This window comes from Qipengyuania sp., assembly GCF_043423005.1.
Classification (GTDB): Bacteria; Pseudomonadota; Alphaproteobacteria; order Sphingomonadales; family Sphingomonadaceae; genus Qipengyuania.
The window spans coordinates 1-25,230 of sequence record NZ_JBHWMI010000007.1; the positions used below are offsets into that span (position 1 = coordinate 1).

The following is a 25,230-nucleotide window of genomic DNA, read 5'->3' on the forward strand; positions in this document are numbered from 1 at the left end:
CTACTGATGAAGATCGGGAAATAGGCGTTTTCGTGGCCGGTCGCCTTGATCCGGTCGTCGAGCAGGCGCTGCATCCGCTCCCAGATGCCGAAGCCCCAGGGACGGATGACCATGCAGCCGCGCACGCCGCTTTCCTCGGCCATTTCAGCAGCCGAGATGACCTCCTGATACCAGGCAGCGAAATCGTCGGCGCGCTTGACGTTCAGCGCATGGCGGATCTGGGCCACGTTTGTCGTTCCTGTATGCTGTGACGGCCGGGCGGCCGGGATGCGCGCGCCGATGACGCTATTTGCCAAGCTCGTCGAGCTTCTTCTGCATGGCCGCCAGTTGCGCGCGCATTTCATCGAGCGCATCAGGTGACGCGCTCTCGCCCGCCGCAGGATCGCTTGCGGGCGGCCTGGACGCGCCGCCGGGCATGAAGGCTTCGGCGGCGCTGCGCATCATCCGCAGGTTGGTTTCCGCGATCGTCGCAAAGGGATTGGCCCCCATCCCCTTGTGGAAGGCCTGCTGCAACTGCTCGCGATTGCTGCGGAAGGCATTCATGCTGGCCTCGAGATAGGTCGGCATCATCGCCTGCATCGAATTGCCGTACATCCCGATAAGGTCGCGCAGGAAGCTGACCGGGAGCATCTGCGAGCTGCCGCTGGCTTCGGCTTCGACGATGATCTGGGTGAGGATCGAATGGGTGATGTCCTCGCCGCTCTTGGCATCGACCACCTTGAAATCGACATTGGCGCGGACCATCGCGGCAAGATCGTCGAGCGTGATATAGCTGCTGGTATCGGTGTTGTAGAGCCGGCGATTGGCGTATTTCTTGATCGTGATGGGTTCGCCTTCGGCTGTCTTCCTCGCCATCGCTTGCTGTCCCGTAATGCAGGTTCGGCTTCTGGCTTAGCACCTGCACAAGAGCAGGCGCAACCGCGCTATGTCCGGGCGAACCGGCGGCCGAGTACCGTAAGAAGCTCGTATTGCGACAGACCGGTCTGCTGCGCCGCCATGGGAAGATCGTAAGGCAGATCCACCCAATCGCCCTCGCAAAGGCCGGGCGCCGCGCCGAGATCGACGACGATCATGTCCATCGAGACCTTGCCCAGAATGGGCAGCCGCCGCCCCTCGTGCACGAACGCAGCGCCGCCCCAGGCGCGCAGGATTCCATCGGCATAGCCAAGCGAGACGACCCCGATACGCATCTCGGCCGCCGCGCGGAAAGTGGCGTTGTAACCCACCGTCTCGCCCGCCGCGATGGTGCGGGTGCGCAGCAGTTGCGCGCGCGGGTAGGTGACCTGCCGGATTGCGCTCGCCAGCTCGGCCCGCGGGACGCCGCCATAGAGGGCCAGGCCCGGCCGCGTGAGATCGCCGTGAAACCCGTCTCCCAGCGCGATCCCGGCGCTATTCGCCAGGCTTGTCTGGCGATGCGGGAGCTGGCCGGTCGCCTCTTGAAATGCGGCCCGCTGGCGTTCGTTCATCGGGCTATCGGCATCGGCATCGGCAAGGTGGCTCATCAGCACCTCGATCTGAAGCCGGCGAAGGACGGGATCGCCCACCTCGTGCTGAGAAAGGCCGAGGCGGTTGATCCCGGTGTCGATCATCACATGGCACGGCCCACCCCCGCCATCGAGCCATAGCTGCGCCTCTCGCAGCGATCCGATCACTGGCATCGCCCCGGTGGCGCGGGCATAGGCGACCTCTGCCGGGGACTGCGCACCATGAAGCACCGCGATGCTGGCAGCGGGTACGAAAGGCAGCAGGGGGGCAACCTCGCTCCAGTGGGCGACGAAGAAATCGCGGCACCCGGCATCGCGCAGGACCGGGACGCAGCGCGCCGCGCCAAGGCCATAGCTATCGGCCTTGACCGCGGCCCCTGCCCGCGCCTTCCCGCTCAACCGGTCCAGCGCGCGCCAGTTGTCGGCCAGCGCCGCGGTGTCGAGGGCGAGGTCCAGGGTCGGGGGCGGCGGCGGAATGATCACGCGTCCTCGAAATCCCGCGGCGGTCCGCCCGGAAGGCCCCACCAGGCAACGATCACTCCGAACGCGACCACCGCCCAGGTGTACCACAGGCCGGCGTAGACATCGCCGGTCCGCGCGACGATGATCCCGGCGATCAGCGGCAGGAACCCGCCGAGGTAGCCGGCCCCGATGTGGTAGGGGATCGACATCGAGCTGTAGCGGATGCGGGGCGGAAACATCTCGGCCAGCAGCGCCGCGACCGAACCATAGGTCAGCGCCGACAGCAGGCCCAGCACCAGCAGCAGCGCAATGATGCCGACCACATTGGCAAACGGCGGGGTCTGCCGGCTGAAATCGAACCCTTCCTGCGCCAGTGCCGCCTGCACCCCATCGCGCCGTGCCGCGGCATCGTCTTGCCATTCGGGCAGCAGCCTGACCGCCTTGAAGCCCACACTGAGCGCCAGCGCCTCGGCCGTGCGGACCTCGTAGGCGACGCCGCTGGCAGTCAGCGTTTCGAGCAGCTTGCCGCAGGGCGATTGCTCGCGACCGAACAGCTCGGCGAAGGGATCGGTCGAACAATCCTGACCGAACACCAGCACCGGACGCTCTGCCGCAGCCCGGGCCAGGCCGGGATTGGCGAGCGCCCCCATGCCCCAGAACACCGGGAACAGCAGCGCCAGTGTGGCAATCGCACCGATGATGATTGGCTTGCTGCGACCCACCCGGTCGCTCCATTTCCCGACCATGATGTAGAACCCCATCGCCAGCGTTCCCGCGATCAGCAGGATCCACTCCACCAGCGTCTCGTTCATCCGCATCGGACCGCGCAGGAAACTGAGGCCGGAAAAGAACGCGGTGTACCAGATGGTGGTCAGCACCCCGGTGATGCCGAACAGCGCGACGAAGATCCGCTTGGGATTGCCCGGATAGGTCAGGCTTTCACGGAACGGGTTGGCCGAGGTTTCCCCCGCCGCCTTCATCGCCTGGAACACCGGGCTTTCCGACAGCTTGAGCCGCATCCACAGCGAAATGCCGAGCAGGATCAGCGACAGCAGGAACGGCACCCGCCAGCCCCACGCGGCAAAGGCGTCTGCCGGGATCAGGGCGCGGCAGGCCAGCACCACGAGGATCGACAGGACGAACCCGCCGACGACGCTGGCCTGGATGAAGCTGGTGTAGAAGCCGCGCTTTTCCGGCGGGGCGTGCTCGGCCACGTAGATCGCTGCGCCGCCGTATTCCCCGCCCAGCGCAAGGCCCTGGAGGATGCGCAGGCCGATCACGATGATGGGGGCGGCGATCCCGATGCTCGCCGCACTGGGGATCAGGCCGACGCCGGCAGTGGCGACGCCCATCAGGGTGACAGTGACGAGAAAGGTGTACTTGCGCCCCAACCGATCGCCCAGATAACCGAACAGGATTGCGCCGAGCGGGCGGAAGCCGAAGCCGACCGCGAAACCCGCCCACACCAGGAGGATTTGCAGCGTCTCGTTGCCGCTGGGGAAGAAGGCCGCTCCGATTACCGCGGCGAGCGTGCCGTAGATGAAGAAATCGTACCATTCGAACACGGTGCCCGCACTGCTTGCGGCGATGACGAGACGGATCTCGCGTTCACTCGGTTCGCGCAAGGTGTTGTCAACCGGTCCGTCCATGCAGCGATTCCCCTCCCTCGCCCGCTCGTGCCTCCCCTTAGCCGTGCGCGGGCAGGCGTGAAAGCGCGTCGAGCGCTGCCTTCCACGGCAGCAGGATGGCCCCGTGGCGGGCGGGATAATCGCGGGCCGGTGCGAGTACGCCGAGACCGGGCCATTCCGGCTGCGGGCCGGACCCCTCGAGCCATGCCGCAATATCGCGCGCAGCCTGCGAGAGATCGGCCGCCCCCGTCCCGTCGGCATGGCGGGCGAAGATGGCCGCCGCCGCCTGGCCGACCGCACAGGTGGCCGCAGCGAGGCCGATGTTTCGCAACCTGCCCTGCGTATCCGGCCGCGCCGACAGCTTCAGAACCCCGCCACAGGACCGCGACCGCGCCTCTGCGACGAGCGGGGCTTCGACATCGAAGGGATAGTCTGCAAGTTCGACCGCGAGCGCGAGCATCTCTCGCGTATAAAGCACTGGCCTTGCCGCCGCGTTCACGCCGCCCCGTCGCCCGTGGGCGGGCTTTCTCCCAGGATCCGGTCGCGGCGTTCGGCCAGCACCTCGACCAGCGCGCGCGAGGCACCGTCGATCAGTTCGTAGCTGCGCGCGGTCGTCATCCAGTTCGGCCGCCCGCGGTAGTCCCACACCGGATCGTATCCCAGGACCAGCAGCGAAAAGCCGATCACCACGATGACAAAGCCCTTGAGCGCGCCGAACCCGAAGCCCAGCACCCGATCGATCGGACCGAGCATGGAATCGCGCGAGACCCGCCCCACGTTGGTGGCGATCAGTTTCATCGCCGCATAGGGGATCAGCAGCAGCAGGGCGAAGGCCAGCACGGAGGTGGCGACGCCCTGCCCCAGGTAGCCCTGCATTGCGAGGGTGAGGTCGGTATGGAGGAAGCGGATCGCGCAGGCCGCCAGGATCCACGCCGCCAGCGAGAGGATTTCCTGCACGAAGCCGCGCAGGAAACCACCGACCGCGGTCAGCCCGACAATCAGCAGAACGATAAGATCGAAACCCGTCATAGCGCCCGCGCTAGCCGATTATGATTAACAAATCACCCGGTCAACGAGGTTGGCCAGTTGCACAAGGCCACTGTAGGCGAAGCCATCGCCGCGCCCGGGGACATCGGCCGGGCCGAAGCTGCGATCGAAGCCCAGCTTCGCCGCCTCGCGCAGGCGCAGAGCGGCATGAGCGACCGGGCGGATTTCTCCTGCGAGCGACACTTCGCCGAGCCAGACGCTGCGATCAGGGAGGGGCTTGTCGGCCAGCGCGCTGACCAGCGCCGCCGCCACGGCCAAATCGGCCGCGGGGTCGGACAACCGGTATCCACCGGCGACGTTGAGATAGACCTCGGCCGACGAGAAATTGAGCCCGCAGCGCGATTCGAGCACGGCGAGAAGCATGGCGAGCCGGCCGTTGTCCCAGCCGACCACCGCGCGGCGGGGCGTCGCCCCCGATTGCAAGCGCACAATCAGAGCCTGGATTTCGACCAGTACCGGGCGCGTCCCCTCGACCGCGGGGAACACCGCGCTACCCGCCAGTGGCTGTTCGCGACCCGACAGAAACAGCATGGAAGGATTCTCGACCTCCTCCAGCCCTTCTCCGGCCATCGCGAAGACGCCGATCTCATCCACCGCGCCAAAACGGTTCTTCAGTGCGCGCAGGATGCGGTACTGGTGGCTGCGCTCGCCCTCGAAGCTCATCACCACGTCGACCATGTGTTCGAGCACGCGCGGTCCGGCGATGCTGCCGTCCTTGGTCACATGGCCGACCAGCACCAGCGCAGCGCCGCTTTCCTTGGCATAGCGGATCAGCTCGAACGCGCAGCCGCGCACCTGGCTGACGGTACCCGGCGCGCCCTCGATGGTGTCGGAATGCATGGTCTGGATCGAATCGATCACCAGCAGGCTTGGCGGCGGCATGGTATGGAGGGTCGTCAGGATGTCGCGCACACCTGTTGCCGCAGCGAGCTTGACCGGCGCATCCGACAGGCCGAGCCGCGCGGCGCGCATCCGCACCTGCCCCGCGGCCTCTTCGCCGCTGACGTAAACGACTCCGCGACCCTCGCGCGCAATTTTGGCCGCCGCTTGCAACAGCAAGGTGGACTTGCCGATGCCCGGATCGCCGCCCATCAGGATCGCGCTGCCGGGAACGAGGCCCCCCCCAAGGGCACGGTCGAACTCGGCCAGCCCGGTTGGCTGGCGGACAGGCATGGCGCCCGGCTTGTCGAGATCGACGAATTCGACCGCGCGCCCTCCGCTCGACAAATCGTGCTTCTGGGAAAAGACCGTGGCGGGAACATCCTCGACCAGCGTGTTCCATTCCGCGCAGTCCGCGCATTGCCCCTGCCAGCGATGGGAAATGCTGCCGCAAGCCTGGCAGACATAGCGTTTCTTGGGCTTGGCCATGACCCGTCCGCTAGCGGGAACATTTGTCGAACGCAATTGCCAAGCGGGCGCAAGCACGGCACAGCTTCCGGCGATGCGGCAGAAAGAACTGCGAATTGCCCTGATTTGCTATGGGGGGGTCAGCCTCGCCGTGTACATGCACGGGGTCACGCGCGAGTTGTGGCAGCTGGCCCGCGCGAGCCGCGATCATATCGCCGGGCATGGCGGACGTGGGGGCATCCACAGCGTCTATCGCGAGCTGCTGCACGAGATCGAGAATGTCCACCGCCTGCGCCTGCGCGTCTTGCCCGACATTCTTTCCGGCGCCAGCGCGGGCGGCATCAACGCCATCTTCCTCGCCCAGGCGATCCATTCGGGGCAAAGCCTCGAGCCGTTGACCGATCTGTGGCTGGAAAACGCCGATACCGACAAGCTGGTGGCGCCCGAAGCGCGGCTGAAATGGCGCTTCGACAAGGCATGGGCGCAACCCTTCGCCAGCTGGCTGCTGACCAGGCCCGCCAATGCCATTGCCGAAACCGTCGCCCCCGAAACCCGTGAAGAGGTGCGGCGCAAGGTTTCGCACCTGATCCGCGGACGGTGGTTCGAACCGCCGTTCTCGGGGCTGGGCTTTTCGCATCTGCTGGAGCAGGCCCTCGGCGCCATGGCGGCAAGCCCGGTAGAACCCCCGCTGTTGCCGCCGCAGCATCCGCTCGATCTGTTCGTCACTGCGACCGATTTCCATGGCCACCTGGAACTGCTGCGGCTGCACAGCCCACCGGTGGTCGAAGATAGCGAGCACCGCCTGCCGATCGCATTCCAGAGCAAGACCCCGGCGCAAGGCGGAGTCGATCTTGCCAATCCGCTCGAACTGGTGTTCGCCGCGCGCGCTACGGCCAGCTTCCCCGGCGCCTTTCCGCCGTTGCGGCTGGCCGAGATCGACGCGCTGGCAGAGCGCAGCCGCCGCGAGTGGTCCGAACGCGGCGCATTCGTCGAGCGGATCATGCCCGCTCACGCCCGCGCCGGAAACGCCGAAGGCGTCTCGCTGATCGACGGGTCGGTGCTGGTCAACAAGCCGTTCGGCGGGGCGATGGCGTCCCTGCGCGGACGCCCGGCACAGCGCGAAGTCGACCGGCGCTTCGTCTATGTCGACCCGCGCCCCGACCGTCTGCGCGAACGGACCGACACGGCCCAGCGCGAAGTGGGCTTCTTCAATGCCATCTTCGGCTCGCTGTCGGCCCTCCCCCGCGAACAGCCGATTCGCGACAATCTCGAACAGCTGGCACAGCAAAGCCGCGATGCCGAACGCCTCGCCCGCATTCTTGCCGCCTTGCGCCCGCAGGTGGAGCGCACGGTCGAGCGGTTGTTCGGGCGCACCCTGTTCCTCGATCGCCCGACCCCCCGCCGTCTCGCCGCATGGCGGCAAAAGGCTCAGCAGGCCGCGGCCGAGCAGGCGGGATACGCCTTCCTCTCTTACGATCAGGCGAAACTTGCCGGCATCATCACCCGCCTGGCGGAGATGACGATCGAGGCCGGGGGCACGGGCGCAGGTAAGGATCTGGCCCCGGTCGAGGCGGCGTTGCGCGCCGAACTGGCCCGCCGCGGGGTGGAACATCTGATCGAGCCGGCCGGCGGCGCGACGCCAAACGTGATTGCCTTCTTCCGCGAACACGACGTTGCGTTTCGCATCCGGCGGCTGCGGCTGCTGGCCCGGCGTCTCGCGCGGGACTGGGACGCGGACGAGACGATCGACGGCGAAGCCATCGAAACCGCGCGCGACGCGGTATTCGCGATCCTTGCGCTTTATTTTCCGTGCGAAGATGCCGCCGCGATGGGGGCGGATTTCGCGCAAGCGGCTGGCGAAGTCTATGCCGGCCCCGGCCGGGTGCTCGACCTCCTGCGCGAACGCCGCCGGCTTCCGGCGGTGGACGAACAGGCCGAGGCGATGCTGGCCGAAACGCTGGACGCGATGCCGGTAAACCTGCGGCGGCGGATGCTGTTCGCCTATCTCGGCTTTCCGTTCTACGATGCGGCGACCTTGCCGCTGGTCCAGAATGAGGGGTTGACCGAGTTCGACCCGATCAAGGTCGATCGCATCAGTCCGGAAGACGCCACATCCATCCGCGAAGGCGGTACGGCGGCGACCTTGCGCGGGATCGAGTTCTACAATTTCGGCGCCTTCTTCAGCCGCGCCTACCGCGAAAACGACTATTTGTGGGGGCGGCTGCACGGGGCGGAACGGATGATCGACCTCGTCCTTTCGACCCTCGGCGATGCCGATATTGCGCAGACCGCCCTTGCCTTCAAGCGGCGCGCGTTCCTCGCCGTGGTGGACGAGGAACAATCCACCGGTCGCTGCACCCCGGCGCTGCTGGACGGAATACGGCAGGAAATTGCCGCCCGCATGGGTGCCGGCGGATCAGCCGCCTAGCGCGGTCTTGATCTTGTCGAAGAAGCCGCGACTTTCCGGGCACTCCTCGCCGGTTTCGAGTTCGCGAAACTGTTCCAGCAGGCCGCGCTGCTCCTTGGTCAGCCGGGTCGGTGTTTCGACCGCGATCTCGATGACCATGTCGCCCCGCCCGCGACCTTGCAGCACCGGCATCCCGGCGCCGCGCTGCCGCAGCTGCTTGCCCGATTGGATACCAGCCGGGATTTCCAGCGACAGGCTCTCACCGTCGAGCGAGGGGATCTCGATCGATCCGCCCAGCGCCGCCGTGGTGAAGCTTATCGGCACACGGGTGATGAGCGTCGTCGATTCGCGCTGGAACAGGGCGTGGGCGCGGACGTGCACGAAAATATAGAGGTCGCCCGGGGGGGCGCCATGAGGGCCGGCTTCGCCCTTGCCCGACAGGCGGATGCGGGTACCGGTATCGACGCCCGGCGGAATATCGACGCGGATCGTCTGCGGAGTGTCGACCCGCCCCTCGCCCCGGCAATCGCGGCAGGGGCTGGTGATGACCTCGCCCCGGCCATGGCAATTGGGGCATGGCCGTTCGACGACGAAGAAGCCTTGCTTGGCCCGGACCTTGCCCTGCCCCTGACACAGGTTGCAGGTGCGCGCACGGGTTCCCGGCGTGGCGCCCGAACCGTGGCACGTATCGCAGGTCTGGCTGACCTCGATCTCGATATCCTCGGACTTGCCGTGAAAGGCGTCCTCCAGATCGATCTGCAGATCATAGCGAAGGTCGGCCCCGCGCCGTGGCTGGGCCCGCCCGCCACCGAAAGCGCTGCCGAAGATCGTCTCGAAGATGTCGCCGATGTCGCCGAAATCCTGGCCCGGATGCCCGCCGCCCATGCCCTGCTGGAAGGCGGCATGGCCGAACCGGTCATAGGCGGCGCGCTTCTGCGGATCCTTGAGGCAGTCATAGGCGACGCTGATCGCCTTGAACTTGGCCTCGCTTTCGCCGCACCCGGGATTTCGGTCCGGGTGATGCTGCATGGCGAGCTTACGGTAGGCGCTCTTGATGGTCGCCCCGTCGGCATCGCGGCTGACCCCGAGGATCTCGTAAAAGTCGATTTCAGTGGCTGGCATGGCGATCTCGTGAACTGAAAGCCTTGCCGCCACCGGCGCGGCTGGCACCGGTGGCGGCTGGCGTTTTCATCGTAGCGATCAGTTCTTCGCGTCTTCGTCGACTTCGGAGAACTCGGCGTCGACCACGTCGTCGTCCGCGTTCCCGGCACCGCCGGCAGAATCGCTACCGGCATCGGCCCCGGCCTTGCTCTGCTCGGCCTCGTAGATCGACTGCCCCATCTTCATCGCCGACTGCGACAGGTCCTGCGACTTGGCGTTGATCTCCGCCGCATCGTCACCCTCGAGCGCCGTCTTGAGCGCGGCGACCTTGTCCTGTACTTCGCTCTTGAGCGAAGCGTCGAGCTTGTCGCCATGCTCTTCGAGCTGCTTCTCGGTCGCATGGACGAGGCTGTCCGCCTGGTTGCGGGCTTCGGCGCTTTCGCGGCGCTTCTTGTCCTCTTCGGCAAACTTTTCCGCGTCCTGCACCATCTGCTCGATATCGGCATCGGACAAGCCGCCCGAGGCCTGGATGCGGATCTGCTGCTCCTTGCCAGTGCCCTTGTCCTTGGCGCTGACATTGACGATGCCGTTGGCGTCGATGTCGAAGGTCACCTCGATCTGTGGCACGCCGCGCGGGGCTGCGGGGATGCCGATAAGGTCGAACTGGCCCAGCAGCTTGTTGTCCGCTGCCATCTCGCGCTCGCCTTGGAAAACCCGGATCGTCACCGCGTTCTGGTTGTCCTCGGCGGTGGAGTAGGTCTGGGTCTTCTTGGTCGGGATCGTCGTATTGCGGTCGATCATGCGGGTGAACACGCCGCCCAGCGTCTCGATGCCGAGCGACAGCGGAGTCACGTCGAGAAGCAGCACGTCCTTGACGTCGCCCTGGAGGACGCCGGCCTGGATTGCCGCACCCATCGCCACCACCTCGTCGGGGTTGACGCCGGTGTGCGGCTTGGAACCGAAGAACTGCTCCACCACTTCGCGCACCTTGGGCATCCGGGTCATGCCGCCGACAAGGATCACCTCATCGACCTGATCCTTGGTGATGCCGGCATCCTCGAGCGCCTTCTTGCACGGCTCGAGCGTGCGTTTGATCAGCCCATCGACCATCCGTTCGAGGTCGGCACGCGTGATCGTCTCGACGAGGTGGAGCGGGGTCGAGCTGCCGCCTTCCATGCGGGCGGTGATGAAAGGCAGGTTGACTTCGGTGGTCTGCGCGCTGGACAGCTCGATCTTGGCCTTCTCGGCGGCTTCCTTCAGCCGCTGCAAGGCCAGCTTGTCGCTGCGCAGATCCATGTTCTCCTTCTTCTTGAACTGATCGGCCAGATATTCGACGATCGCTTGGTCGAAATCCTCGCCGCCGAGGAAGGTGTCGCCATTGGTCGACTTCACCTCGAACACGCCATCCCCGATCTCGAGGATCGAGATGTCGAAGGTACCGCCGCCAAGGTCATAGACCGCGATGGTCTTGCCGTCGTTCTTGTCGAGCCCGTAGGCGAGCGCGGCGGCAGTCGGTTCGTTGATGATGCGCAGCACTTCGAGCCCGGCGATCTGGCCAGCGTCCTTGGTCGCCTGGCGCTGCGCGTCGTTGAAGTAGGCGGGGACCGTGATCACGGCCTGTGAAACGGTTTCGCCGAGATAGCTTTCGGCGGTTTCCTTCATCTTCTGCAGGATGAAGGCGGAAACTTGGCTGGGCGAATATTCCTCGCCGCCGGCTTCGACCCATGCGTCGCCGTTCTTGCCCTTGACGATGTCGTAGGGGACGAGCTCCATGTCCTTCTTGGTCATCGGATCGTCGAACCGGCGGCCGATCAGGCGCTTGATCGCGAACAGCGTATTGTCGGGATTGGTCACCGCCTGGCGCTTGGCCGGCTGGCCGATCAGGCGCTCGCTGTCCTTGGTGAAGGCAACGATCGACGGCGTGGTGCGCGCACCTTCGGAATTTTCGATAACCTTGGGCTTGCCCCCGTCCATGACCGCCACGCAGCTGTTGGTGGTGCCGAGGTCGATACCGATAACTTTGCTCATGGTTTCCCCATCTTCTTTCAATAATTGGACGCCGCACGCTCGGTCTCCCGGAACGGCGAAACCACTCGGCGGCTCTGTGCGAGTGTGACTTACCGGCGCGATATAAGAGCCGTTTTTCTTGGCACAAGAGACGCCTTTGGCTAGCAGCGGCTGCAACATCGAGAGGGAAATTCCGCCATGCGCCAGACCATACTCGCCGCTGCCGCCGTTACCCTTGGCGCCCTTGTGCTGGGCGCCTGCAACGATGGCAGCGCCCCTGAACCAGCGGCGACGGACGCCCGGAATGCCGAGGATATCGCCGACCTGCGGATAGAAAACGCGCGGCTGATCCTTCCGGCGGTCGCCGGCAATCCCGGGGTGGTGTATTTCGACATCGTCAACACCTCGCTCCAGGACCATGCCGTACTGCGGGCCGATGTCGAAGGCGCCGGCCGTAGCGAGATGCACTCATCCATGACGACGGCCAACGGCGAGATGTCGATGGCACCGGCCGGCCCGCAGACTGTGGCGGCAGGCCAGACCTTTGCCTTCGCGCCGGGCGGCTATCACGTGATGGTCTTCGACCTCGCACCGGAACTCGCCGCGGGCGGACAGACCGAGGTGACGCTGACGGTCGAGGGCGGCGACAAGACGAGCTTCATGGTCCCGATCCGTTCGGCCGGTGACGAACGCTGACCGCGCCGCTCGACACGCTGGACGTCGATAGCGGGACGCAGGCCCGTCCCCCCGGCTGCATCATCGGGGGCGAGCGTTCGCTAACGCGGGGCGAGATCGATCTTGCCCGTTCGATCTTCGGCACGGCGATCGATTATTCGCGGGTGACGATCCGCCGCCGCAAATGGTTTCCCTTCCAGCCGCGCCGGGTGACCATGGCCCCGCGCGGGCACCTGCATTTTCACCCGCAGGCGGAGAATTATTGCGACGATTTCTCGCGCGTGGATATCCTGCGGCAGGGTCTGCTGATCCATGAACTGACCCATGTGTGGCAGACGCAGACCCTGGGCGAATGGTACCTCGTCACTCACCGGATGCCCTGGGCGCGGTACGATTACAGTCTGAAGCCCGGGTGGAGGCTTGGTCGCTATGGCATCGAACAACAGGCCGAAATCGTGAAGCACGCCTTTTTCCTGCGCAACGGGGTCCGGCTGGCGGGGATCGGCGATGTCGCCGCGTATGATTTGCTGGTGGACTTTCCGGGCGCCCGACCGCGTGGGCATAGCCTGCCGCAGACGTGAAAAGGGGCCGCCTTGACGGCAGCCCCTTTTGCATACTTCTAATGTTGCCAGCGATCAGAAGTAGCGGGCGTAGCGGTCGTCGTAGCGGCAGTCGTCATCGACATAGCGGCCGTTGTCGTAATAGCCGTCGCAATCGTCGTTCTTGTCCTTGAAATAGCCGACGACGCCGCCGATTGCCGCGCCGGCCAGAGCATAGGTCGTGATGTCCTCGCCGGTCACCGCGGCCAGGCCGGCACCGGCGACAGCGCCGAGGCCCGCGCCTTCGGCGGCATAGTTTTCGGCGCACGCGCCAAGGGTCAGCGTGCTCATCGCAAGGGCCGGGACGAGCAGAAGCTTGGTTTTCATCATCGTCTCCATCGTGATCCTGTCGACACGGAATACCGACGAGAGCATTCTACAGTTCCGGGCTTAATCGTAGACAACGCCGGCCAAGCCCTCGCCGCCGTCGGCAATGAAGGCGGCGATCCGTTCTTCCAGCGCCGGCAACGGCACCGATCCGAGCGACAGAACGACATCGTGGAACTTGCGGATATCGAAGCTGGAGCCGAGCGCGGCCTCGGCCTCGCCCCGCAGGCGCCGGATGGTCATCTCACCCAGCTTGTAGGCCAGCGCCTGCCCGGGCCAGCTGATGTAGCGGTCGATCTCGGTCTCGACCTCGTGCTGCGACAGCGCGGTATGCGAGGCGAGATAATCGACCGCCTGCTCCCGGCTCCAGCCCTTCGAGTGAAGACCAGTATCGATCACGAGGCGCGCGGCGCGCCACATTTCGTAGGACAATCGCCCGAACCGCTCATACGGGGTGCGGTAAATGCCCATCTCTTCGCCGAGGTATTCGGTGTAGAGGCCCCATCCCTCTCCGAAACCCGAGAAATAGGTTTGCCGCCGGAACCGCGGCGCCTCCTTCTGTTCAAGCGCGATCGCCATCTGGAAACTATGGCCGGGCGCGCATTCGTGCAGCGTCAGTGCGGGGATGTTGTAGATCGGCCGCGAGGGCAGATCATGGGTATTCATCTGGCACGCATCGAGCCCGCCGCGCCCCGCAGTGTAGAACGGTGCAAGGTCCGGCGCGACGGGCCAAATAGTGAAGCGATGCCGGGGAAGAAATCCGAAATAGTCACCCAGCCGGCCATCGACGCGCTTGGCGACATAGGCCGAGACGCCCATCAGCTCGTCCGCGGTCTTGGCGGTGAATTGCGGATCGCTGCGCAGGAAGGTGACGAATTCCGGCAGCGTGCCACTGAACCCGGCCTCCGCCTTCACCCGTTCCATTTCCGCAGTGATCCGCGCCACTTCGGCCAGCCCGATCCGGTGGATCTCCTCCGCATCCAGATCGAGCGTGGTGTATTGGCGGATTTGCTGCGCGTAATAGGCCTTGCCGTCCGGCATAGCTTCCGCGGCAAGGGTGGTCCGGGTGCGCGGCAGGTATTGCGTGCGAAAGAACGTCAGCCATTCGCGGTAGGCGGAGATGACGTCCTGCGAGATGACCTTCAGCGCCTCTGCCCGCAACCGTTCCTGTTCGGCTGGCGGGATCGCAGGGGGCATGTCCTTGAACGGGGCGTAAAACACGCTGTCCTGCGGATCGGCGACCAGATAGGCGCTGATCGACATATCCCGCCCTTCAAGCGCCACCCGGGGCACGCTGAAACCGCGCGCCAGCCCGGCTTCGGCATTCTGGCGATGCTCGGCAAAATAGCGCGGGATGTCGCGCATCCGGCCAAGATAGGCATCGTACTCCTCGGCCGATGCCAGCCCCCGGGCCGGGGCGAGATAGGACCAGAAATTGGAATCGCTATCGAATGGCATCTCCCATTCGGAGAAGCGCGCATCGCCGATCTCCTGTTCGAGCAGGGTGCGCAGCACCGCGGCATCGATGCGGCCTTCGGCGGTCAGCTGGGATTGGGGCAGCGCCTCGAGCCGGGTCAGGAATTCGGCATAACGCCGGGCGCGGGCCTGATGGGCCGCCGGGGTGACGGACCACAAGCGATCGCCGGGCCGGGTATCGCCCGAAGGCGTCTCGACCTCGCCCGCCTGTTCGAGGCGATAATCATGATAGGCATCGCCGAGGGCGGCCAGACGCTCGTCAGCGGTCTGGGCGGCCAACGGGGTGCCCGCCGCCGCCGCCAATACGCCGAGTCGCAGCGCCCGGCGCACCCTCATTCGGGCTTCTTGGCGACGCCAACCATTGCCGGACGTAGCAGACGATCCTTGATCATGTAACCGGCCTGCATTTCCTGCACGATCGTGCCCGGTTCCGCGTCCCCGGTCGGGATTTCAAGCATTGCCTGATGCTGATTGGGATCGAGCGGCAGTCCCTTCGCCGCGATGCGGGTGATGCCGTTCTGCGCGAACACCTTTTCAAGCTCGCGCTGGGTCGCTTCGATCCCCGCGACGAAACCCTTCAGCCGTTCGTCCTCGCGCAGGTCCGCTGGCAGCGAGTCCAGCGCGCGGGCCAGATTGTCCGACACGCTGAGCACGTCGCGCGCAAAGCCGGTGGCGGCATAATTGCGCGCGTCCTGAACGTCCTTTTCCATTCGGCGGCGCACGTTCTGCGTTTCGGCGCGGGCGTACAGCACCTCCTGACGCGCGGCATCCAGATCGCCGCGCAAGCTGGCGAGCGCATCGTCCTGCGGTTCGGCATCGGCGCCATTCGCGCCGCCTTCGCGCAAGTGCTCGGGCACGCCTTCCAGTTCGCGTTCGGCTTCCTCGTCGAGCGCGCCGGCCTTCGGCACGTCGGTATCCTGATCGATCATCGTATCCTGTCAACTCATCAGCTTGCCCAAGGATCGGGCCGTGAGGTCCACCATGGGGACAACGCGGGCGTAATTCAACCGCGTCGGCCCGATGACGCCGAGGACGCCGACCACCCTTCCCTCGCGGTCCCGATAGGGCGCGGCGATGACCGAGGATCCGCTGAGCGAGAACAGCCGGTTCTCGCTGCCGATGAAGATGCGCATCGCCTGCGCCTCGCGCGCATGATCGAGCAGTGCGGCGACCGATTGCTTGCTCTCCAGATCGTCGAGCAGCGATCGCACCCGGTCGATATCCTCGAGCGCGATCTCGTCGAGCAGGTTCGCCTGCCCGCGCACGATGAGCACGGGGCGCTGGGCGGCATCGTGCGACCAGACCGCAAGCCCGCGCGCCACCAGATCGCGGCTTGCCTGATCGAGGGCACTGCGATCGCTCGATATCTCTTCGGTGATGATCCTTGCCGCTTCGGCCATGGTCCGCCCCGCCGCGCGCTCGGTCAGATAGTTGCCGGCCTGCTCGAGAGAGAAGCCGGCGAGCCCGGGGGGCAGTTCGAAGATGCGGTTCTCGATATGCCCGTCCTGCGCAACGAGGATCGCCAGAATGCGGCCCGCGCCGAGGTTGGTGAGCGAGATTTGCGCCAGGATCGGCTCGCGCCCCGGCACCATCACCATGCCCGCCGCGCCCGAAAGGTCCGACAGGAGGGCGCTCGCCTCCTCCAGCGCGCGCTCGATCGGTCCGTTCGCGCCGAGGCGCTGTTCGATCGCATCGCGTTCCTCGCGCGTCGGCTCGGCCACCTGCATCATGGCATCGACGAACAGGCGCAGACCGCTTTCGGTCGGCATCCGTCCGGCGCTGGTATGCGGCGCGGCAAGCAGGCCGCGATGTTCGAGATCGGCAAGGACCGAACGGATCGAGGCGGGCGACAAATTCACCCCGCCGCCACCTGCCAGCGCCTTCGACCCGACCGGCACCCCGGTTGCAAGATAGCCTTCCACCACCAGGCGGAAGATTTCGCGCGCGCGTTCGGTCAGGTCGGTGAGCGGGGGCGAAGCCATCGCCGGGCAAGCTAGGGCGCGGCGACGCGATTCTCAATTTCTTCCGCCGGTCGCTTGTCGAAAGCCCCCCTCATGGCCTAGCGCGGCGGCAGACCAACACAAAGGACCGACCATGCGACCTTCCGGCCGCGCACCCGACGAGATGCGCCCGCTTACCTTCGAGACGGGCTTCACCCGCCATGCCGAGGGAAGCTGCCTCGTCAGTTTTGGCGATACGAGGGTGTTATGCACCGCCAGCGTCGAGGACCGCTTGCCGCCATGGATGCGCAACAAGGGCGAAGGCTGGGTCACGGCCGAATATTCGATGCTCCCCCGGGCCACCCATACCCGTGGCCAGCGGGAGGCGGCGAAGGGCAAGCAGAGCGGCAGAACGCAGGAGATTCAGCGCCTTATCGGACGAAGCTTGCGCGCCGTAGTCGATCTCAAGAAGCTCGGCGAGCACCAGATCACGCTCGATTGCGACGTCATCCAGGCCGATGGCGGCACCCGCACGGCGGCGATCTCCGGCGCCTGGGTGGCGCTGCGGCTAGCCGTCAACGGCCTGATGAAGGCGGGTGCGGTGGCCGAGGATCCGATCATCGCCAAGGTCGCGGCGGTGTCGTGCGGCATCTATCAGGGCACCCCTGTCCTCGACCTCGACTACCCCGAGGACAGCGGCGCCGATGCCGATGCCAACTTCGTCCTCATCGAAGGCGGCAAGATCGCCGAGGCGCAGGCCACTGCGGAAGGCGCGCCGTATGACGAAGAGGGTTTCCTGCGCCTCCTCCGCCTCGCCCAGATCGGTTGCGCGCAGATCTTCAGGGCGCAGGACGAGGCGGTGCGGGGATGACCCGGCGGCTCGGCGGCGGCTCGCTGGTCATCGCCACCCACAACCCCGGCAAGCTGAAGGAAATCTCCGCGCTGCTGGCGCCTTACGGGATGAAATGCCTTTCCGCCGGGTCGCTGGGCCTGCCCGAACCGGCCGAAACGGGGACGACCTTTGCCCAGAACGCGCTGCTCAAGGCGGTGTCGGCGGCGACCGCTTCGGGCCTTCCGGCCCTCGCGGACGACAGCGGGCTGAGTGTCGAGGCGCTGGGCGGCAGGCCGGGCGTGTACACCGCCGACTGGGCCGAGCGGCAGTGGTTCGAAGGCGATCCCGGGCGCGACTGGTACATGGCGATGGGCAAGGTCGAAGGAATGCTTGCCGAAAAGGGACCGGACATTTCGCGCGCCTGCGCCTTCCACTGCACGCTGGCGATCGCCTGGCCCGATGGCGAAAGCGCAGTCTATGAAGGCACCGTCGACGGGACGCTGACCTGGCCGCCGCGCGGCAATCTCGGCTTCGGTTACGATCCGGTGTTCGTCCCGCTGGGCAGCGAACTGACCTTCGCCGAGATCGAGCCCGAGACCAAGCACGCCAACAGCCACCGCGCGGCTGCTTTCGCGCGGCTCGTCGCCGATCAGTTCGGCTGACACTCGCCGGTTCGGTCACAGGTGTGCTAGGGCGCAGGCGTGGCACAAGCTCTATACATTCACTGGCCGTTCTGCCTGTCCAAATGCCCCTATTGCGACTTCAACTCGCATGTCCGGGCAGAAGCGGACATGGGGGCGTGGGAGGCGGCGCTCCTGACCGACATGCGCCACGAGGCCGAGGTGGGCGCGGCGGGCGAACCGCTTGCCAGCATCTTCTTCGGTGGTGGCACTCCCTCGTTGATGCCGCCTGCACTGGTCGCGGCGCTGCTGCGCGAGGCGGAGCGGTTGTGGGGCTTTGCGCCGGGGATCGAAATAACGCTCGAGGCGAACCCATCTTCGGTCGAGGCAGCGCGGTTTGCCGAGCTTGCCGCAGCCGGGGTCAACCGCGTCTCGCTGGGGGTGCAGTCGTTCGACGATGCAGCCTTGCGCTTCCTCGGGCGGCTGCACGGGGCGGCTGAGGCACGCCGAGCCATCGCCACCGCACAAGCGCATTTTTCGCGGGTCAGCTTCGACCTCATCTACGCCCGCCCCGGCCAAGACGAGCATGCCTGGGAAGCCGAACTGCGAGACGCGCTCGCCATCGGGACCGGGCATCTATCGCTTTACCAGCTCACTATCGAGCCGGCCACCCGCTTCGCCACAGACGTTCGCCGCGGCGCGTTCGTTCCGCTCGAGGATGACCGGGCGGCGGACCTCTTTGCCCTCACCCGCGACTTGACGGCGGCGGCGGGGCTGCCCGCCTACGAGATCAGCAACCATGCCCGCCCCGGCGAGGAAAGCCGCCACAACCTGACCTATTGGAGATATCGGGACTATTGCGGGATCGGACCGGGCGCCCATGGCCGGCCCTCAGGCACCGCCACCACCCGGCACCGCAAGCCCGAGAACTATCTCGAAGCGGTGAGCAAGCATGGCCACGGGATCAACGAACAGCGAACCCTCGGGTCTGCCGAACAGGCGAGCGAGGCACTTCTCGTCGGTCTGCGGCTCAGCGAGGGTATCGATACCGAAGCCCTTGCCCGGCGGTTCGCCGTGCCGGTCGCCGCGCTGCTCGATCAGGGCAAGGTCACCCTGTACCGCGATCTCGGCCTGCTGACCCAGCGGGGCAGCCGCCTTGCCCTGACCGACAGGGGGATGCCGTTGCTCGATGCGATCCTTGGCGAGATCGTCGGCCGCGAACTGGTCGCCGCATGACCCGGGAAGAGGTGCTTGCCGCCTGGCACGATCATCTCGCCCATGCGCGGCGCCGTTCCCCCCATACCGTGCGCGCCTACGTCGCCGCCGCCGCGCGGCTGCTCCCCGTTGATCAGCCGGCGAACTGGCAGGCGATAGCCTCGCTCGGCACGGCGGATCTACGGGCCTATCTTGCAGCGCGGCGTGCCGGGGGGCTGTCCAACCCATCGGCCGCGCGCGAGCTGTCGGCGATGAAGGCGTTTCTCGCCTTTGCCCGCGAGCAGGCTGGGCTTACCGGATGTGGGGCCCCACGGATGCGGGGACCCCGGCTGAAAAAAGGGCTGCCCCGCCCCGTCACCCCTGACGATGCGATAGGGCTGGCCGATGCGGTGGACGAACTGGCCGCCGAGGACTGGATCGGGGCGCGCGACCGGGCGGTTCTGCTCCTCCTGTACGGTGCCGGGCTACGCATTGCCGAAGCCCTGTCATTGACCGGGGCGGACTTGCCGCTGGGCGAAACATTGCGGGTGACGGGCAAGGGCAGCAAACAGCGCATCGTCCCGCTCCTGCCCATCGTGCGCGAGGCCACGGCGCACTATGCCGCGCTCTGCCCCTGGCCGCTGGAACGAGGCGAGGCGCTGTTTCGCGGGGCCAAGGGCGGGCCGCTGGCGCAAGGCATGGTCCAGAAGGCCGTGGCCCGCGCACGGGCGATGCTGGGCCTGCCCGCGAGCGCCACACCACACGCCTTGCGGCACAGCTTTGCAACGCATTTGCTCGGCGCCGGGGCGGACCTCAGAAGCCTGCAGGAACTGCTGGGCCATGCCAGCCTCGGTTCGACGCAGATCTACACCAAGGTCGATGCGGCGAGCCTGCTGGAAACCTACCGCGGCGCCCACCCGCGCGAGCAGGCCTGAATCGTCAGGCCCGACCGCCGCCGGGCTTCCAGGTAATCACCCGGTAGACATAGAACGCCACTCCGGCGAGGATGATGCCGACGACCACATAGCCCGCGATCGTCTCGTATTCCTCGATCAGGCCGGACAGCTTCTTGCCGCCCCAGATCAAGGCGCCGTTCCAGATGATCGAGCCGAGGAAAGTGAACAGCAGAAACCGCCACAGCTGCATCTTCGCCAGACCGGCGGGCAGCGACACGATGGTCCGCAGCAAGGGGGAAAACCGGAGGAAGAACACCACCCAGTCGCCATGGCGGCGGAACAGGGTCCGGGCCTTGTCGAACTCTTCCCACTCCATCGTCAGCCAGCGACCGTGCCGGTCGACGAAGGCGTGGATCTGATCCTCGCTCCACCGCGCGCCGAGCCAGTACCACACCATGTTCCCGGCAACCGTCCCCGCGGTCCCGATCAGCAGCAGCGGCCAGAACGACATTTCCCCCCGCGCGACGAGAACGCCGCCATAGCCCATGATGATTTCGGACGGGATCGGAGGAAAGATATTCTCCAGTGCCATGAGCAGGAAGATGCCGAAATAACCACCCGCGGCGATGGCGCTGAGGATCAGGGCGTTCATGTGTGCCGTATGCTCCGATGATCTATTACGAGTGGTGCCGGCGTTCGATCGCATCCCAGATCCGGGCCGGCGTGTCGGTCCCGTTGTAACGATCGATGGCGACGATACCGGTCGGGCTGGTGACGTTGATTTCGGTCAGCCACTTGCCGCCAATAACGTCTATCCCGACGAACACCAGCCCCCGCCGCCTGAGTTCGGGGCCGAGCGCCGCACAGATCTCTTCCTCGCGCGGGGTCAAGGTGGCCGCTTCGGCATGCCCCCCCTGGGCAAGGTTCGAGCGGAACTCACCTTCGCCCGGGAAGCGGTTGATCGCCCCTGCAAATTCACCGTCGACCAGCACGATGCGCTTGTCGCCCTCGGCCACCTCGGGGAGATAGGGCTGCACCATGTGCGGCTCGGGCCAGGTCTGGTTGAAGACCTCGCTCAGCGCCGACAGGTTGGTGCCGTCGGCATCGATGCGGAAGATCGCCTTGCCGCCATTGCCGTGCAGCGGCTTCACCACCACGGCCCCGTGACGCCGCTGGAATTCGCGAATGTCCTCGAGGCTGCGCGCCACCAGGGTCGGCGGCATGAACTGCGCATAATCGAGGACGAACATCTTTTCCGGCGCGTTCACCACCTCGCGCGGATCGTTAACGACCAGCGTGGTGCCCTGAAGCCGGTCGAGCAGGAAGGCGGCACTGATGTAGCCGAGGTGGAACGGCGGATCCTGCCGCATCAGCACTACGTCTATGTCCTGCGCCAGATCGATCCGGCGCAGTTCGCCCACCTCGTAATGATCTCCCTGCACCTGCCGGACGGTCACCGGGGCGGCATGGGCGGTAATCCTGCCCTGCGGCGTGCCGTCCGACTCATAGGCAAGGCTTTCGACATCGTAGTGCCACAGCGAGTGGCCGCGTGCCTGAGCGCCGAGCATCAGCGCGAACGAGCCGTCGCCCGCGATATTGATGCTGTCGAGGGGGTCCATCTGGACAGCGACGCGCAGGCTCATTGACGTATCCTCATGGCTGCCAGGCATTGGCGATGTGGCGGGGCGGCGCGCCGGGGGCAAGCAAAAGCACGTCCACCCGCATGTCTTCGCCGGGAAGAAGATAGCGATCGGCCGCGATCTCGGCCGCAGCGGCGACGCGGCTCAACCGGCGCTCGTCGATCGCTTCGTCCAAATCGCCGGCTCGCAGCCGCCACTTGACCTCGACAAAGGCAAGCAGCCCTTCGCCCCGCGCAACCAGATCGATTTCCCCCCCAGGTGTCTTGACCCTTCGGTCGAGGATGGTCCAGCCGCGATCCTCCAGCCAGCGCGCGGCCCGTGCTTCGGCGTCGCGCCCGCTGCGTTCGGCGACCTGACGCTTCATGGCTTGCGGGCCAGCGCGCGGGCATAGAGCAGCTTGCGATCCTGCCCGGTCGCCCTCGCAACCGCGGCAGCGGCCTGAGAGGGCTTCATCTCCAGCATCGCCTCGTCCAGCAAGGCGTCGACGTCCTGCGCCGCGCCAACGTCCGCCCCGCCCGGCCCGATCAGGAGGACGATCTCGCCCTTGGGCGGACGCGCTTCGTAGTGGGCGATGAGCGCCTCGGGCGAACCGCGGCGGCATTCCTCGTGCAACTTGGTCAGCTCGCGCGCGACCGCGACCTCGCGGCCCGGCATCGCCTCGGCAATCGCCGCCAGCGACCGGACGAGGCGCGGCGCGGTATCGTAAAGGATGATCGTCGAGCGGCTTGCCGCCAGCTCGTCCAGCAGGTCGCGCCGTGCCTTGTCCTTCGCCGGCAGGAAACCGGCGAACAGGAACCGGTCGCTCGGCAGGCCGGCCAGAGTGAGGGCGGCGATCGCCGCACAGGGGCCCGGCAGCGTGGTCACCATGACCCCCGCCTCGAGGCAGGCGTTGATGAGGCGGTAGCCGGGATCGGATACCAGCGGCGTCCCGGCATCGCTCACCAGCGCGACGGCGCGGTCCTGCATCGAGGCGACCAGCCGGGCACGGTCGCGATCCTCGGTGTGATCGTCGTATCGCCAGAGCGGCTTGGAAAGACCGAGGTGGCGCATCAGCTTGCCGGTGACCCGTGTATCCTCGCACGCGACACCGTCACAGCGGCGCAGCGTCTCGACCGCCCGCAGCGTGATGTCGCCAAGGTTCCCGATAGGGGTGGCGACGATGTAAAGACCGGGTAAGAGGGGCTGGTCAGGGGATGGCTGGCATTCGTTCACCCGCCCCCAATGAACCACAAGCGAGGGACGCGGCAAGATGGTGGCTTCGAGAATCGACCGGCGCGGTGTGCTGACGGCGGCGGCGGCGATGCTGCTCGCCGGCTGTTCGATCATTCCCAAGACGCCGGCGCCCACTCGTGCCCCCGCCCCCGCCCCCACCGCGGAGCCTAGCGCCACGGTACTGCCGCAGGACGAGGGACGCCACCGTGTCGCGCTGCTGGTGCCGCTGACGGGCGACAACGGGGCCGTCGGCCAGTCGATCGCCAATGCGACTACGATGGCGATCCTCGATACCGGGGCGCAGAACCTGCGCATCACCACCTATGATACGGCAAAGGGCGCGCGCGAGGCGGCGGGGCAGGCGATCGCTGACGGCAATGCGCTGATCCTGGGTCCGCTGCTGGGCAGCAATGTCGGCGAGGTTCAGGCCGAGGCGCGGCGGGCGCGGGTGCCGCTGGTCAGCTTTACGAACGATCAGGCGGTCGCCGGACCCGATGTGTTCGTGATGGGCATTCTGCCGGAACAGTCGGTTGCGCGAACGATGCGCCACGTCGCCAACGCCGGCGCGCGCGACTTTGCCATTCTGGCACCCGAGGGCGACTATGGCGACCGGGTGCAGAAAGCCGCCCTGGACATTGCACGGGCGGTAGGTGCGGACGTCGCCACGACCGAGCGCTATGCCCGCAGCAACACTTCGGTCGTGAGCGCGGCGGAACGGGTGCGCGCGGTTGGCGGGGTGGACGGGGTGGTCATCGCCGACGGCGCGCGCCTCGCCGCGCAGGGTGGCAGCATCCTGAAGCCGGGCGGGCGCGGGACGATGCAGATCATCGGCACGGAATTGTGGAGCGGGGATCCGGCGATCCTGCGCAGTTCGGCGCTGGACGGGGCGTTGTTCGCCTCGGTTTCGGACAAACTCTACGCCGGCTTCGTCAACAGCTACGAAAGCCGGTTCGGCAGCAAACCCTATCGGATCGCGACGCTGGGCTATGACGCGGTTCTCCTGACCTTGCGCATCGCGCGCGACTGGCGGGTGGGCCGGCCTTTCCCGGTCGACCAATTGCGCAGCAGCGGGGGGTTTACCGGCGTGGACGGCGCATTCCGGTTTCAGCGCAGCGGGGTCGTCGAACGGGCGATGGAAGTGCGGCAGATCAACAAGGGCACCGTGCAGATCGTCTCGGAAGCGCCAGCGGGGTTCTGACCTTCGGATAACCGCAGGGCCGCGCTTGTGTGGGCGAAGGCGCTCGCGATATAGCCTTGGCCATGTCCGATGACCTGTTCGACGCCGCGCCCGGCCCCAGCGGCGATTACGATGCCTCCGCCATCGAGGTGCTCGAAGGGCTGGAACCGGTCCGCCGGCGCCCCGGAATGTACATCGGCGGGACCGACGAGCGGGCCCTTCACCACCTCGTCGCCGAAGTGCTCGACAATGCCATGGACGAGGCGGTCGCCGGCCATGCCACCCGGATCGAGGTGCGGGTGGACGAAGGCAACACCGTCACCATCGCGGACAACGGCCGCGGCATCCCGGTCGACGAACATCCTAAATATCCCGGCAAGTCCTCGCTCGAGGTCATCCTCACCACGCTGCATTCGGGCGGCAAGTTTTCGGGCAAGGCCTATGCCACCAGCGGCGGGCTTCACGGGGTCGGCGTCAGCGTGGTCAATGCGCTGTCGTCGCGCACCCGGGTCGAGGTGGCGCGCGACCGGCAGCTGTATGCGCAGGAGTTTTCGCAAGGCCTGCCCCTCGGTCCGCTCGAACATCAGGGGGCCACGCCCAATCGCCGCGGCACCACCGTCACCTTCACCCCCGACGCCGAAATCTTCGGCGACCGGCAATTCAGCCCCAAACGGCTGTTCAAGCTGGTGCGTTCCAAGGCCTATCTGTTCGCCGGGGTGGAAATACGCTGGAAATGCGCCGACGGCCTTGCCGCAACCGATGTGCCGGCAGAGGCGGTGTTCAGGTTTCCCGGCGGGCTGGCCGATTATCTGGCCGAACAGCTGGGCGGGCGCGAGTGCGTCACCGCGCAGCCCTTCACCGGTCGCCAGGATTTCCCCGACGAGCAGGGCCGCGTCGAATGGGCGATCGCCTGGCCGCTGTTCTCCGACGGGGCGACGAGCTGGTATTGCAACACCGTGCCCACGCCGGATGGCGGCACCCACGAACAGGGCCTGCGGCAGGCACTGGTCCGGGGCCTGCGCCATTTCGGCGAACTGGTGAACCAGAAGAAGGCGAAGGATATCACCGCCGACGATCTGATGGTCGGCAGCGAACTGATGCTGTCCGTCTTCATCCGCGAGCCGCAATTCCAGAGCCAGACCAAGGACCGGCTGACAAA

25 protein-coding genes and 1 pseudogene are annotated in these 25,230 nt (G+C 66.5%); 9 read left to right on the forward strand and 17 right to left on the reverse strand.

The window, feature by feature from the left end; all coding sequences use genetic code 11:
- The 7 genes and pseudogenes from ACHFFA_RS01470 to radA all read right to left on the reverse strand — a co-directional run.
- Nucleotides 1–227, reverse strand: a pseudogene (locus ACHFFA_RS01470) (proline--tRNA ligase); the annotation flags it as partial.
- A gap of 58 nt (nt 228–285) precedes the next feature.
- Entirely contained in the window at nt 286–855 is a 570-nt protein-coding gene (phaR, locus tag ACHFFA_RS01475; RefSeq protein WP_394269066.1) for a polyhydroxyalkanoate synthesis repressor PhaR, read from the reverse strand.
- 68 nt (nt 856–923) lie between these two features.
- Complete coding sequence (gene alr / locus ACHFFA_RS01480) at nt 924–1,964, reverse strand: alanine racemase (RefSeq protein ID WP_394269089.1); 1,041 nt, start codon at nt 1,962–1,964, stop codon at nt 924–926.
- A complete protein-coding gene (locus ACHFFA_RS01485; RefSeq protein WP_394269067.1) occupies nt 1,964–3,595 on the reverse strand; it encodes an MFS transporter in 1,632 nt (543 codons plus the stop codon). Before ACHFFA_RS01485 ends, alr begins: the two co-directional genes overlap by 1 nt.
- A 37-nt stretch (nt 3,596–3,632) precedes the next feature.
- Entirely contained in the window at nt 3,633–4,052 is a 420-nt protein-coding gene (locus ACHFFA_RS01490; protein WP_394269068.1) for an iron-sulfur cluster assembly scaffold protein, read from the reverse strand.
- A 17-nt stretch (nt 4,053–4,069) separates the two neighbouring features.
- Nucleotides 4,070–4,603 (reverse strand): CvpA family protein, encoded by a 534-nt coding sequence (locus tag ACHFFA_RS01495; protein WP_394269069.1) that lies wholly within the window; start codon nt 4,601–4,603, stop codon nt 4,070–4,072.
- A 24-nt stretch (nt 4,604–4,627) separates the two neighbouring features.
- Nucleotides 4,628–5,989, reverse strand: coding sequence for a DNA repair protein RadA (gene radA, locus ACHFFA_RS01500; protein WP_394269070.1), 1,362 nt, complete (start codon nt 5,987–5,989; stop codon nt 4,628–4,630).
- Nucleotides 5,990–6,062: 73 nt separating this feature from the next.
- Between radA and ACHFFA_RS01505 the strand changes: the two genes are divergently transcribed.
- Complete coding sequence (locus ACHFFA_RS01505; RefSeq protein ID WP_394269071.1) at nt 6,063–8,396, forward strand: patatin-like protein; 2,334 nt, start codon at nt 6,063–6,065, stop codon at nt 8,394–8,396.
- On the opposite strand, the gene dnaJ is transcribed toward ACHFFA_RS01505, so the two are convergent.
- Complete coding sequence (dnaJ, locus tag ACHFFA_RS01510) at nt 8,385–9,497, reverse strand: molecular chaperone DnaJ (protein WP_394269072.1); 1,113 nt, start codon at nt 9,495–9,497, stop codon at nt 8,385–8,387. The genes ACHFFA_RS01505 and dnaJ overlap by 12 nt on opposite strands.
- A 78-nt stretch (nt 9,498–9,575) precedes the next feature.
- Entirely contained in the window at nt 9,576–11,504 is a 1,929-nt protein-coding gene (gene dnaK / locus ACHFFA_RS01515; RefSeq protein WP_394269073.1) for a molecular chaperone DnaK, read from the reverse strand.
- Nucleotides 11,505–11,681: 177 nt separating this feature from the next.
- Here dnaK and ACHFFA_RS01520 point away from each other — a divergent pair, with 177 nt between their 5' ends.
- Both ACHFFA_RS01520 and ACHFFA_RS01525 read left to right on the forward strand, forming a co-directional pair.
- Nucleotides 11,682–12,179, forward strand: a complete 498-nt coding sequence (locus ACHFFA_RS01520) for a copper chaperone PCu(A)C (RefSeq protein ID WP_394269074.1) — start codon at nt 11,682–11,684, stop codon at nt 12,177–12,179.
- 62 nt (nt 12,180–12,241) lie between these two features.
- Nucleotides 12,242–12,739: a vgr related protein gene (locus ACHFFA_RS01525; protein ID WP_394269090.1), complete on the forward strand. Its 498-nt coding sequence runs from the start codon at nt 12,242–12,244 to the stop codon at nt 12,737–12,739.
- A gap of 54 nt (nt 12,740–12,793) precedes the next feature.
- Here ACHFFA_RS01525 and ACHFFA_RS01530 read toward each other — a convergent pair whose 3' ends face one another.
- The 4 genes from ACHFFA_RS01530 to hrcA all read right to left on the reverse strand — a co-directional run bounded on the left by ACHFFA_RS01530 (nt 12,794) and on the right by hrcA (nt 16,542).
- Nucleotides 12,794–13,084 (reverse strand): glycine zipper domain-containing protein, encoded by a 291-nt coding sequence (locus ACHFFA_RS01530; RefSeq protein WP_394269075.1) that lies wholly within the window; start codon nt 13,082–13,084, stop codon nt 12,794–12,796.
- Between the two features lie 63 nt (nt 13,085–13,147).
- Nucleotides 13,148–14,896, reverse strand: coding sequence for a DUF885 domain-containing protein (locus tag ACHFFA_RS01535; RefSeq protein ID WP_394269076.1), 1,749 nt, complete (start codon nt 14,894–14,896; stop codon nt 13,148–13,150).
- Nucleotides 14,893–15,489, reverse strand: coding sequence for a nucleotide exchange factor GrpE (locus ACHFFA_RS01540; protein WP_394269077.1), 597 nt, complete (start codon nt 15,487–15,489; stop codon nt 14,893–14,895). The genes ACHFFA_RS01535 and ACHFFA_RS01540 overlap by 4 nt, the downstream gene beginning before the upstream one ends.
- A 9-nt stretch (nt 15,490–15,498) precedes the next feature.
- A complete protein-coding gene (gene hrcA / locus ACHFFA_RS01545) occupies nt 15,499–16,542 on the reverse strand; it encodes a heat-inducible transcriptional repressor HrcA (RefSeq protein WP_394269078.1) in 1,044 nt (347 codons plus the stop codon).
- Between the two features lie 112 nt (nt 16,543–16,654).
- On the opposite strand from hrcA, the gene rph reads away from it, so the two are divergent.
- The 4 genes from rph to ACHFFA_RS01565 are packed head-to-tail and all read left to right on the forward strand — an operon-like array spanning nt 16,655 to nt 20,081.
- On the forward strand, nt 16,655–17,371 hold the full coding sequence (gene rph, locus ACHFFA_RS01550) for a ribonuclease PH (RefSeq protein WP_394269079.1): 717 nt from the start codon (nt 16,655–16,657) through the stop codon (nt 17,369–17,371).
- Nucleotides 17,368–17,994, forward strand: a complete 627-nt coding sequence (rdgB, locus tag ACHFFA_RS01555) for an RdgB/HAM1 family non-canonical purine NTP pyrophosphatase (RefSeq protein ID WP_394269080.1) — start codon at nt 17,368–17,370, stop codon at nt 17,992–17,994. Before rph ends, rdgB begins: the two co-directional genes overlap by 4 nt.
- Before the next feature lie 39 nt (nt 17,995–18,033).
- On the forward strand, nt 18,034–19,188 hold the full coding sequence (hemW, locus tag ACHFFA_RS01560) for a radical SAM family heme chaperone HemW (protein ID WP_394269081.1): 1,155 nt from the start codon (nt 18,034–18,036) through the stop codon (nt 19,186–19,188).
- Complete coding sequence (locus ACHFFA_RS01565) at nt 19,185–20,081, forward strand: tyrosine recombinase XerC (RefSeq protein ID WP_394269082.1); 897 nt, start codon at nt 19,185–19,187, stop codon at nt 20,079–20,081. The genes hemW and ACHFFA_RS01565 overlap by 4 nt, the downstream gene beginning before the upstream one ends.
- Nucleotides 20,082–20,085: 4 nt before the next feature.
- Here ACHFFA_RS01565 and ACHFFA_RS01570 read toward each other — a convergent pair whose 3' ends face one another.
- The 4 genes from ACHFFA_RS01570 to rsmI are packed head-to-tail and all read right to left on the reverse strand — an operon-like array spanning nt 20,086 to nt 22,894.
- The gene (locus ACHFFA_RS01570) at nt 20,086–20,694 is read right to left on the reverse strand and encodes a DedA family protein (protein WP_394269083.1); all 609 of its coding nucleotides are present in this window, start codon (nt 20,692–20,694) and stop codon (nt 20,086–20,088) included.
- 25 nt (nt 20,695–20,719) lie between these two features.
- The gene (gene gshB, locus ACHFFA_RS01575) at nt 20,720–21,685 is read right to left on the reverse strand and encodes a glutathione synthase (protein ID WP_394269084.1); all 966 of its coding nucleotides are present in this window, start codon (nt 21,683–21,685) and stop codon (nt 20,720–20,722) included.
- 10 nt (nt 21,686–21,695) lie between these two features.
- Nucleotides 21,696–22,046 carry a YraN family protein gene (locus ACHFFA_RS01580; RefSeq protein ID WP_394269085.1) on the reverse strand — a complete coding sequence of 117 codons (351 nt, stop codon included), beginning with the start codon at nt 22,044–22,046 and terminating at the stop codon, nt 21,696–21,698.
- Complete coding sequence (rsmI, locus tag ACHFFA_RS01585; RefSeq protein WP_394269086.1) at nt 22,043–22,894, reverse strand: 16S rRNA (cytidine(1402)-2'-O)-methyltransferase; 852 nt, start codon at nt 22,892–22,894, stop codon at nt 22,043–22,045. The genes ACHFFA_RS01580 and rsmI overlap by 4 nt, the downstream gene beginning before the upstream one ends.
- 37 nt (nt 22,895–22,931) lie before the next feature.
- Between rsmI and ACHFFA_RS01590 the strand changes: the two genes are divergently transcribed.
- Together ACHFFA_RS01590 and ACHFFA_RS01595 are read left to right on the forward strand one after the other, a co-directional pair.
- Nucleotides 22,932–24,092, forward strand: a complete 1,161-nt coding sequence (locus ACHFFA_RS01590; protein WP_394269087.1) for a penicillin-binding protein activator — start codon at nt 22,932–22,934, stop codon at nt 24,090–24,092.
- A 62-nt stretch (nt 24,093–24,154) separates the two neighbouring features.
- On the forward strand, nt 24,155–25,230 hold a 1,076-nt coding region (locus ACHFFA_RS01595), incomplete at its 3' end, for an ATP-binding protein (protein ID WP_394269088.1).

Bases quoted from the DNA above. Each gene is read 5' to 3' on its own strand.
- ACHFFA_RS01540 (WP_394269077.1), bottom strand. From the start codon at position 15,489: ATGATCGATCAGGATACCGACGTGCCGAAGGCCGGCGCGCTCGACGAG.
- dnaK (WP_394269073.1), bottom strand. From the start codon at position 11,504: ATGAGCAAAGTTATCGGTATCGACCTCGGCACCACCAACAGCTGCGTG.
- ACHFFA_RS01485 (WP_394269067.1), bottom strand. From the start codon at position 3,595: ATGGACGGACCGGTTGACAACACCTTGCGCGAACCGAGTGAACGCGAG.
- ACHFFA_RS01530 (WP_394269075.1), bottom strand. From the start codon at position 13,084: ATGAAAACCAAGCTTCTGCTCGTCCCGGCCCTTGCGATGAGCACGCTG.
- rdgB (WP_394269080.1), top strand. From the start codon at position 17,368: ATGACCCGGCGGCTCGGCGGCGGCTCGCTGGTCATCGCCACCCACAAC.
- ACHFFA_RS01580 (WP_394269085.1), bottom strand. From the start codon at position 22,046: ATGAAGCGTCAGGTCGCCGAACGCAGCGGGCGCGACGCCGAAGCACGG.
- ACHFFA_RS01505 (WP_394269071.1), top strand. From the start codon at position 6,063: ATGCGGCAGAAAGAACTGCGAATTGCCCTGATTTGCTATGGGGGGGTC.
- rph (WP_394269079.1), top strand. From the start codon at position 16,655: ATGCGACCTTCCGGCCGCGCACCCGACGAGATGCGCCCGCTTACCTTC.
- ACHFFA_RS01590 (WP_394269087.1), top strand. From the start codon at position 22,932: ATGGTGGCTTCGAGAATCGACCGGCGCGGTGTGCTGACGGCGGCGGCG.
- ACHFFA_RS01495 (WP_394269069.1), bottom strand. From the start codon at position 4,603: ATGACGGGTTTCGATCTTATCGTTCTGCTGATTGTCGGGCTGACCGCG.
- ACHFFA_RS01535 (WP_394269076.1), bottom strand. From the start codon at position 14,896: ATGAGGGTGCGCCGGGCGCTGCGACTCGGCGTATTGGCGGCGGCGGCG.
- ACHFFA_RS01520 (WP_394269074.1), top strand. From the start codon at position 11,682: ATGCGCCAGACCATACTCGCCGCTGCCGCCGTTACCCTTGGCGCCCTT.
- radA (WP_394269070.1), bottom strand. From the start codon at position 5,989: ATGGCCAAGCCCAAGAAACGCTATGTCTGCCAGGCTTGCGGCAGCATT.
- gshB (WP_394269084.1), bottom strand. From the start codon at position 21,685: ATGAGCCTGCGCGTCGCTGTCCAGATGGACCCCCTCGACAGCATCAAT.
- hrcA (WP_394269078.1), bottom strand. From the start codon at position 16,542: ATGGCTTCGCCCCCGCTCACCGACCTGACCGAACGCGCGCGCGAAATC.
- dnaJ (WP_394269072.1), bottom strand. From the start codon at position 9,497: ATGCCAGCCACTGAAATCGACTTTTACGAGATCCTCGGGGTCAGCCGC.
- ACHFFA_RS01565 (WP_394269082.1), top strand. From the start codon at position 19,185: ATGACCCGGGAAGAGGTGCTTGCCGCCTGGCACGATCATCTCGCCCAT.
- phaR (WP_394269066.1), bottom strand. From the start codon at position 855: ATGGCGAGGAAGACAGCCGAAGGCGAACCCATCACGATCAAGAAATAC.
- ACHFFA_RS01570 (WP_394269083.1), bottom strand. From the start codon at position 20,694: ATGAACGCCCTGATCCTCAGCGCCATCGCCGCGGGTGGTTATTTCGGC.